At 62.1% G+C, this 8,147-nt stretch carries 10 protein-coding genes, 1 tRNA gene and 1 pseudogene; 10 read left to right on the top strand and 2 right to left on the bottom strand.

Features of this window, described 5'->3' with window-relative positions; translation table 11 throughout:
• Window positions 1-111, top strand: a pseudogene (locus D7T59_RS17285) (IS110 family transposase); the annotation flags it as partial.
• Between the two features lie 224 nt (window positions 112-335).
• On the opposite strand, the gene D7T59_RS17280 reads toward D7T59_RS17285, so the two are convergent.
• Window positions 336-923, bottom strand: coding sequence for an FMN-dependent NADH-azoreductase (locus tag D7T59_RS17280; protein ID WP_180853002.1), 588 nt, complete (start codon window positions 921-923; stop codon window positions 336-338).
• 127 nt (window positions 924-1,050) lie between these two features.
• Between D7T59_RS17280 and D7T59_RS17275 the strand changes: the two genes are divergently transcribed.
• Window positions 1,051-2,043 (top strand): LysR family transcriptional regulator, encoded by a 993-nt coding sequence (locus D7T59_RS17275; protein WP_049429058.1) that lies wholly within the window; start codon window positions 1,051-1,053, stop codon window positions 2,041-2,043.
• A 55-nt stretch (window positions 2,044-2,098) separates the two neighbouring features.
• On the opposite strand, the gene D7T59_RS17270 is transcribed toward D7T59_RS17275, so the two are convergent.
• On the bottom strand, window positions 2,099-3,172 hold the full coding sequence (locus tag D7T59_RS17270; protein ID WP_180853001.1) for a DUF4241 domain-containing protein: 1,074 nt from the start codon (window positions 3,170-3,172) through the stop codon (window positions 2,099-2,101).
• A 125-nt stretch (window positions 3,173-3,297) separates the two neighbouring features.
• Here D7T59_RS17270 and D7T59_RS17265 point away from each other — a divergent pair.
• From D7T59_RS17265 to D7T59_RS17230, 8 genes are all read left to right on the top strand, one after another.
• A tRNA-Ser gene (locus tag D7T59_RS17265) sits at window positions 3,298-3,387 on the top strand.
• 84 nt (window positions 3,388-3,471) lie between these two features.
• Window positions 3,472-4,995: a site-specific integrase gene (locus tag D7T59_RS17260; protein ID WP_180853000.1), complete on the top strand. Its 1,524-nt coding sequence runs from the start codon at window positions 3,472-3,474 to the stop codon at window positions 4,993-4,995.
• On the top strand, window positions 4,995-5,726 hold the full coding sequence (locus tag D7T59_RS17255) for a hypothetical protein (protein ID WP_180852999.1): 732 nt from the start codon (window positions 4,995-4,997) through the stop codon (window positions 5,724-5,726). Before D7T59_RS17260 ends, D7T59_RS17255 begins: the two co-directional genes overlap by 1 nt.
• 280 nt (window positions 5,727-6,006) lie before the next feature.
• Window positions 6,007-6,183 carry a hypothetical protein gene (locus D7T59_RS21360; protein WP_258013157.1) on the top strand — a complete coding sequence of 59 codons (177 nt, stop codon included), beginning with the start codon at window positions 6,007-6,009 and terminating at the stop codon, window positions 6,181-6,183.
• A 108-nt stretch (window positions 6,184-6,291) separates the two neighbouring features.
• Window positions 6,292-6,939 carry a DNA N-6-adenine-methyltransferase gene (locus D7T59_RS17245; RefSeq protein ID WP_180852998.1) on the top strand — a complete coding sequence of 216 codons (648 nt, stop codon included), beginning with the start codon at window positions 6,292-6,294 and terminating at the stop codon, window positions 6,937-6,939.
• Complete coding sequence (locus D7T59_RS17240) at window positions 6,932-7,183, top strand: hypothetical protein (RefSeq protein ID WP_180852997.1); 252 nt, start codon at window positions 6,932-6,934, stop codon at window positions 7,181-7,183. Before D7T59_RS17245 ends, D7T59_RS17240 begins: the two co-directional genes overlap by 8 nt.
• A gap of 9 nt (window positions 7,184-7,192) precedes the next feature.
• Window positions 7,193-7,456 carry a hypothetical protein gene (locus D7T59_RS17235; RefSeq protein ID WP_180852996.1) on the top strand — a complete coding sequence of 88 codons (264 nt, stop codon included), beginning with the start codon at window positions 7,193-7,195 and terminating at the stop codon, window positions 7,454-7,456.
• A 491-nt stretch (window positions 7,457-7,947) separates the two neighbouring features.
• Entirely contained in the window at window positions 7,948-8,130 is a 183-nt protein-coding gene (locus D7T59_RS17230; RefSeq protein ID WP_141098938.1) for a ribbon-helix-helix protein, CopG family, read from the top strand.
• Window positions 8,131-8,147: the final 17 nt, after the last annotated feature.

The raw sequence follows: 8,147 nt of genomic DNA, 5'->3' as shown, positions 1-8,147 counted from the left end.
AAGGCCAAGGGTAAAGCGAGCAAGGTGGCACTGGTGGCGGTCATGCGGAAAATGCTGGTGATCCTCAATGCCCGCAAGCGGGACGCCGAGGTGGCCCTCGGCAGCCCCTGACAAGACAGTTGCTACTGGAGGGTGTTGCACGCGCCCGGCATGAATTCACCGATGCCCCAGTAGATCCACGCCATGCGTGGATAGCGCGGACCCTCAGACCAGGCATCACAAAAAAAACGGCCCCGCACAGCGGGGCCGCCAGGGTGGGCCGGGATGGGGGAGGGGATCCCGGCCCGCGTTCAGCGCCCAGACGAGGAGAGAGCGGCGCCGAACGCTGGAACGCGTTACGCCGCGGCGGCTTCAGCCGCTTCGTGCGACGGCAACGCGGCCAGTGCGCCGGCAATGGCGTCTTCACGGTGCTGCGGCGAGTAGGCGATGCCCTCTGCACGCACGAACTCGACATCGTTGATGCCCCAGAATGCGAACGTCTGGCGCAGGAACGGCTCCTGGAAGTCGGCCGGCGAATCGGTGTAGATGCCGCCGCGGCTGCTGACCACGATCACGCGCTTGCCGCCGGCCAGGCCGATCGGGCCATTCTCGGTGTACTTGAAGGTGCGCCCGGCCACGGCCACGCGGTCGATCCAGGCCTTCAGGGTGGACGGGATGCTGAAGTTGTACATCGGCGCGCCGATCACCACGATGTCCGCGGCAAGGAACTGCTCGAGCACCTGTTCAGCATCGGTCGCTTCGGCTGCGTCCGCCTTGGCCAGCGAGCTGCTGCGCAGATGCGGTACCGGATTGGCGTCAAGATCGCGATAATCGACCTGCAGGCCGTCGATCTGCTGCTTGAACCGGGCCACCACGGCGGCGGTCAGGTGGCGGGAGACGGAGTTCTCGCCAAGCACACTGGCGTCGAGATGCAGAAGCTTCATGGCAGTCACCTATGTTCTGGAAGGAAGAAGCGGGTAGGCCCCGCCGACGGAGAGAACGATAGGTTGTTGCAAAGGCGGAATAAAGGTGATTGAATGCCACGTATTGTTCTAGATATGGAACTCGGGCATGCATGACCTGAATGATCTGTACTACTTTGCGATGGTGGTCGACCACGGTGGATTTGCTGCCGCCGAGCGCGCGCTGGGCATCCCCAAGTCGCGCCTGAGCCGGCGCATCAGCCAGCTGGAGACCGACCTGGGCGTGCGCCTGCTGCAGCGCTCCACGCGCCGTTTCGCGGTCACCGACGTCGGCACCAGCGTGCACCGCCACGCCCAGACGATGCTGGCCGAGGCGCAGGCCGCCCGCGAAGTGGTCGACCGCCTCAGCGCGGAACCGCGCGGCGTGGTGCGCGCCAGCGTGCCGGTGTCGCTGGCGCAGATGCAGCTGCCCAAGCTGCTGCCCAAGTTCCTCGAGCAGTACCCGAAGGTGCGGCTGCAGCTGAACATCAGCAACCGCCGCGTGGACATCATCAATGAAGGCTACGACGTGGCCCTGCGCGTGCGTTCGCGCCTGGACGACGACGGCAGCCTGGTGATGCGCAGCTTCGGCCAGGTGCAGGAACTGCTGGTGGCCAGCCCGAAGTACCTGGACCGCGCAGGCCGCCCGAAGGACCCGGAAGAGTTGACCCAGCACGTTACCCTCAGCATCAGCGAAGACGAAGCACGCCAGCGCTGGGAACTGCATGGCCCGGAAGGTGAAGTGCGCCGGGTCGACCTGCAGCCGCGCGTGGCCGGCTTCGACTTCCCGCTGCTGCAGAGCATGGTGAAGGACGGCTTCGGCATCACCATGTTGCCGGAAACCGTGTGCGCCGATGCCGTGCGCAATGGCGAGCTGGAAGTGGTGTTGCCGGACTGGTCGCTGCCGCAGGGCGTGTGCCATGCCGTGTTCGCCTCGCGCCGTGGCCTGTTGCCGGCGGTGCGCGTGTTCATCGACTTCCTGGCCGAGCACCTGCCGCCGCAGCTGGAGGCCTCACGCCTGCATTGTGATGGTGCGTGTGAGAAGGCCAAGGAGCGGATCAAAGCCAGTGCTCTGGGCGCGCTGGCGGTGGATGCGGGCTGAGAGAGCTGAACGGTAGCGCCGGGCCATGCCCGGCGTTGCTGTATTCCGGCGCCGATCAGTTCCGGCCGAACAGCCGGTCCCAGAAGCTGCGCTGCGGTGCCGGCATCGGCGTGGGGGCGGCAGCCACGACCGGCGCTTCCAGTACTGCCATCAGCTCCGCGCTGCGCGGCTTCTTCAGGAAGCGCGCGTAGTCCAGGTAACTGGTCACCTTGCTCATGTGCAGGCGCTCCGGCATCGCCGGCAACGCGCCGCCCTGCAGCAGCACCCGCAACGCCCCTGGACGGTCCAGCCGGATCGCCTCGAACACTGCGGTGCCGCCACAAAGCGGTTCGATCTGGTTGGCGCGCTGCGGCGCATCCTTCAGCAGGATGTGCAGCGCATCGGCATCATCGCGTTCCACGGCCGCAACCAGCCGTGCCAGTGCTTCAGCTTCTTCGGGTGGAAGGCTGTCGCGATAGGCCTGGTCGGCGATCTCGCGCTCGTCGCGCCCGTCACCGCCCTGGATGCACAGGAAATCGGTGACCAGTGCTACCGGAATGCCGGAGGTATCCAGCGCCCAGTAGCTGGGATAGACGCCGTCGCCCCAGCCGCTGGTGAACACCACTAGGCCGTGCGGCGAGTCCTCGCCCCAGGGGCGGTACTCGGCGCCTTCATCCAGGCCATCGTGGTCGATCAGTGCATCCGACCATTCACTCTCTTCGTCGCCATCGGCCTGTTCGATCAGGGCCAGCAGTGCCTGCTGGGTGTCGGTGTCCATGAAACAGCCGATGCCGGCGTCGACCGGATAGCCGATGAAGCTGTCGTCATCCAGGCCGGTCAGGTCCTGCGTGGTCCAGCGCGCCATCTGCCAGTGCAGGGCAGACGCAGTGAGGGCTTCGCGGGGTTTGAACCAGACCACGGCCAACGCCGGGCGGCCGCTGTGCACGATGATTTCGACCGGATGCCGGCCCAGCGGGGCGGTGTAGTCGGCCAGCGCGGGCGCCTCGGCCTGGACCAGCGGATCGCAGACCACCAGATGCCCGCTGCTGACCGGCAGGTGCCCGGCGAACGTGCGATGCAGGGCCATTGCGGCCAGCTGGGTGTCGTCCAGCAGGGTGGTGCGCAGGTTGGCCAGATCGAGATGGGCCATGGCGGCTCCGAGTGCGGTGAAGGCCCCCACCGTGCCGGATGCGGAGGGCAGGGGCAAGGTGGTCTTGGGCAAATGCCCTTCACGTGCGAGAATACGGCGCTGCCCGGCGCGACCGGGACCCGATTGGAGAGATGGCCGAGCGGTTTAAGGCACCGGTCTTGAAAACCGGCGAAGGGTTAAACCTTCCGTGGGTTCGAATCCCACTCTCTCCGCCAATCCTGAGTAAGTGCTTGTTTTTTAAACGACATTTTTCAGGGGTTTGAAGGGCGGCTTGGGGCACAAATCGGGGCACAACTCCGATGCGGTTACCAAGCTATCTGACTCGCTCTTCCACTGGCCGTTACCAGTTTCGCATGCGCGTTCCGACGGACATGCGCGGCATCGTCGGCAAACCCTTCGTCAAGCATCCCCTGGGCATCCACCTGCATAGCGCAAGAGTGGCTGCCTTGGCTATCGCACAGCGTTATGCTCAAGCATTCGATGCGATCAGGGATGGGTGCATGACCAAGAAGGGACTCACGGTTGAGGATGTTCTGCGCAGCGTCGCGGAGAACGGCTCCCGGCGTTATGAAATTGACTTGCCGGGCTTCCGTCTTCGGACCACGGATGCGGCCGACCATGCTCGCGCAATGGAGGCGCTGGAAGAAATCGGCAAGTTCCACTTCCGTGATGCGGGTGCAGTTCCGGCGGCGGCTGGGCCAAGCCCGTTGGAATCAGCGGCGGCGCAGCCCCTGCCAGCTGAGACCATCAGCCTGATCGATGCGAAGCGAATCTGGCAGGACAAAGTCGCCGCCGAGGACATTGAGGTCAAAACGGTCGGCATCAAACTGCTTCCCGTGACAGAGCTGATCGAGTTCTTGGGCGCCGAGCGCGAGCTGCACACCATCACGCGGCCTGAGATGGCCCGCTTCTACGACCATTTGACCAAACGCGGGTTAACGCGTTCTACGCTCAACAATCGCCAGAGCTACCTCGCAGGAAAGAGAGGATTTTTCACTTGGGCAATGGCTTCAGGCTATGTGCTCAAGGGAGACAATGTCGCCGCAGGTCACGTCAGCGTTTCGATGGCGGAGAAGCGCAAGCGCAGGAAGTTTGGCTTCCAGGCCTTTACCTTGGATCAGGTTCATCAACTCTTCGCGCCCGATAGCTTCAAGCAGCTTTCAACGGGAGCGCGCTGGGCGGCTTTGCTGGGCCTGTATACGGGCGCCCGGGCGGGTGAGGTGGGGCAGCTTTTCACCCTCGACGTCAAGGAGGAGGAGGGAATCCCGTGCATACGGTTTACCGATGAGGGGGAGGATCAGCGGTTGAAGACCGATGTTTCCAATCGGGTCGTCCCGTTGCATCCCGACCTGATCAAGCTCGGTTTCTTGGACTACGTCGCCGAACGAAGGGAGAGCGGGGACTGGCGGTTGTTTCCGCAGGCCGACAGTAAGGCGAAGAATGGTGCGGGGAACTGGATATCGAAGGCGTTCAGCTACTACCTCCAAAAGCATAGCGGAGGGTGGCCGAAAGCAAAGCGTGGTTTCCATAGTCTCCGAAAGACCGTGATTCAGGAGATGCAGGGCAGCGGTGTGGCCTCTGAAATGCGAGCCCAAATCGTCGGCCACGAATTGGACGACGAACACCACGCGACTTACAGCAGGCCCTTTACGGTGAGTGAGAAGCTCAACGGTGCCGGAGGAACGCCAGCTTTGGGTGTCCTAGATTACGGAATCGACCTAGAGGCGCTGAGCACCCTGCCGGCACGCAAGGTCGGGCGGCGCAGCAGCAATACCTCTGCACGCCCTACGAAGGTCGGTGGTAAGGGGAGGGAGCGAAACTAATGGCCCTCACTGCCGCCGATGCTTACCGCCGAGCCATCGACCGCTTTCTCGGCAAACTCTCTGGCTCCGAAAGCGTGGGCCAGATGGAGAAGAAGGTTGCAGACCATTTGCGCCTAGCGAAGCAGCGCCCCAAGGTGGACGTGCCGTTGAGCTTCAATGAGGCCGCTGGGGTATTGGCGATCAGCACGGCCCAGTTGCAACACCTCTTGAAGGAACACCCCCCAACGGGGACGCTGTTCACGGTGAAGGGAACTCGCAAGCGCTCGACCACCCTTGTCCCGTTGATGGCCTGGGCAGCCGAGCTCAAGGCCAAGGGCCTCTGGAAGCCGCTGAGCGAACGGGGCGTTGCGATCGACACCCTCCTAACTGCAGAACTGCCGTTTCTGGTGGCCAAAGGGTCCAAGGCTAAGCAGTTCTTCCTGGAGCCACTGACCGACCAACCGATCACCGATGCGTTGATTCGCCGGCTCCAAGCATTGGGCGCGCAGATCGGGCTTGGGATTCGGGTCTGCACGCTGGCCGAGGCATTCGCCCAGCCTTGGCAGAACCCTGACGTAAAGCGCCAGTGGGTGGACGCATTCAACAACGCAGCCCAAGCCCAGGCCAGCCGTCTGCGAGACCTGGCTCAGCAGCTCGACGCCTCGCGAGCTAGGCTGATCGAACAAGCGCTGGACGAACGCCTGCGGCCGGCGCCTCCAAAGATGCCCGACAAGCGCAATGGGCGAATGTAACGGCCGCTAACGGATATTGGAGGCCTCCAATATCCGTATCGATGGAAGCTCTCAGTTCGGATGATTACTCCAACGCCTCGGTGGTCGGGGCGATGGAGCAAGCCGATGGGCCTCGATATGAATGCGGTCAACCCGCACTGATGTGCGAGATCGCACTCAAGAACTATTTTTCTACTGGCGAAAGCATCCGAACCTTCACGGTTGGATGTGCAAGTTGCACAGTGCTAGGACGGGGCATGTTGATCCCTTCGACTTCAACCAAGTTCCCGTATTCCTTGGATTGGACGATCTTGATGCGTTGGAACTGGCTGTCCTGAACGATGATTTGCCTTATACCCAGGGCTTCTTCTTCGGTGAATCGGATCCCGATCGAGCTGAAGAAGATCTGGACTTCATTGCGCAGGCCCGCGCATTGATCAACGACGGTTGGGACGTGTTCTACAACTCTTGGTGGTAACCCGCCGCCAGCAGCGCCTCTCGGGCTGGTTCAAGCCCAACTCCCGAAACCCATTCCTTCAACGCGGCAAAGCAGCCGTGTTGGCGGAGCTTTGCCTGGAGATCTCTCATGCAACCCAAAACCAATGTTGTGCCGTTCAAGACTGCCAACCGCCTCGCAGCGGCTAAACCCACCCGGCTCAGCTCCGTTTGCTACAAAGCAAGCGACAAGGCCCACACGAGCGTGGATTGGTATACCCCGCCTGCCATCGTCAAGGCGCTGGGAGGAAGGCGCGGCTTTGACCTCGATCCTTGCACGCCCGAAGATCCGTCGCGGCTGCCCGCGCCCACGGCTCGCCGGATGATCCCGCCGAGCCAGGACGGCTTGGCAACGCCGTGGCCGATGCAGGCGTTCGTGTGGATGAACCCGCCCTACGGCAAGGGGATGGAGAAGTGGCTGAGCAAGCTGGCCAACCACCCCGGCGGCGGTATCGCCCTGGTGCCGGTCAGCATGGAGACGGGATGGATGCACGACTGGGTGCTTTCCCACCCCAACGCGACGGCGATCCTGCTCACCCGTGGGAGGCTGAAGTTTGTGCGTCCCGACGGAACCACCGGCACGGCAGCGCCTTCGGGATCGTTGGTGGTGGCTTACGGCAAGCGCGCCGCCGGTCACCTTCAGCAAGCGCAGGCAAGCGGTGTGCTGCGCGGGAAGTTCTTTGTCATCCAGCGCGTGGCGCAGGTTGCCACTGCGAACCAGGAGAGCTGCAATGGCTGATCAATGGAGCGTTGTTGTCTTGGGCCGCGCGACGGCCGAATTGGAAATCCGAATCGACGCGGACTCAGAGGCGGCAGCCCTGGAGATTCTGAACTCGATGGGAGTGGCTGACATTCATGCCGGTGGTTGGCGTACCGAGTTGGAGGAGGTCTACGGCTTTGTGGAGGTCATCAGCCCCGATGGTTCCGATCGCGAAGATCTCAACTGGCCGTGTCCACCCATGCGCAACCACCTCAACTATTAGGAGAAGCCGATGGGAACTTACGAATTCGTCGTCCGGGGTGACTACTTGGTGAGCAAGGTGATTGAGGTCTCCGCCCAGACCCAGTCCGAGGCAATGGAGGCATTCGCGCGACTGTCCTTGGCGGAGTTGGATGCCATCGATTGGCACCATGGCGCCCTTACGATTGAAGAACACGTGGTGGTGACGGAGGTGGAAAGCGGGAGGGAGATTCAGCACCCGTTCTTGACCGTTTGCAAACGCGAACAACTGGAGTGTTTGGCCGAAGATGAGTAGGAACTTCCGGCTGCTGGTCTTCCACTAGCCAGCAGCGATCGAAGGCCAGCAGGAAGACCGGCAGTGCAAGGTCGTTGAATCCCAAGGGATTTCTGTGACTAAAAAGTGCGCTGCTGGCTTGCTGGCTTTCGATTCAACTCCCCTGTGCAAATGCGTCCAAAGAGCATGGAAAGTGTTGGTATCTCAAATTTCAAAACCGATTCTTTTTTGACCCAGCAGACCAGCGGAACGGTTTTCTATGAATGGAAAGCTTTTGGAATCAAGGGTTTGTAGGTGCTGGTCTTCCTGCTGGTCTTCTCTTTCTGCTGGCTAATGGAAGACCAGCAGGGAAGGGAAAGTCAGCAGAACAGGGGTTCCGGAAAAAGTGCGAGAGATTCCGCAGTTTTCGTGTTTAGTCAAAAACCGTGGGTTGCGGAAAGCTCTTGGAGTGGTTGAGTGGAAGTGTCCCCCATGTGGGACACACCAAACCTTTCACCTTCGGAGTTGCCACCGTGAACGCCGCCACCCATCCCTCATCGCCGCCGACTTACAGCATCCGCGCCAGCGTGAAAAAGCACGTTCGGATCAAACGCCCCTTGGCGGAACGCCTTCGTCTCGCCGCGGCCGAAAACGAGATGACAGAGAGCGAGTTCATTCGCCGCGCCTTGGAAACCGCTCTCCCACGCGCTGCCTGAGCAAGCCTGTCCCCCCA

Origin of the sequence: Stenotrophomonas maltophilia, from assembly GCF_013464915.1 — a bacterium.
Lineage (GTDB): Bacteria > Pseudomonadota > Gammaproteobacteria > Xanthomonadales > Xanthomonadaceae > Stenotrophomonas > Stenotrophomonas maltophilia_AT.
Note: the sequence above shows the minus strand (reverse complement) of the source record. Positions and strands in the feature narration are given on the sequence as shown.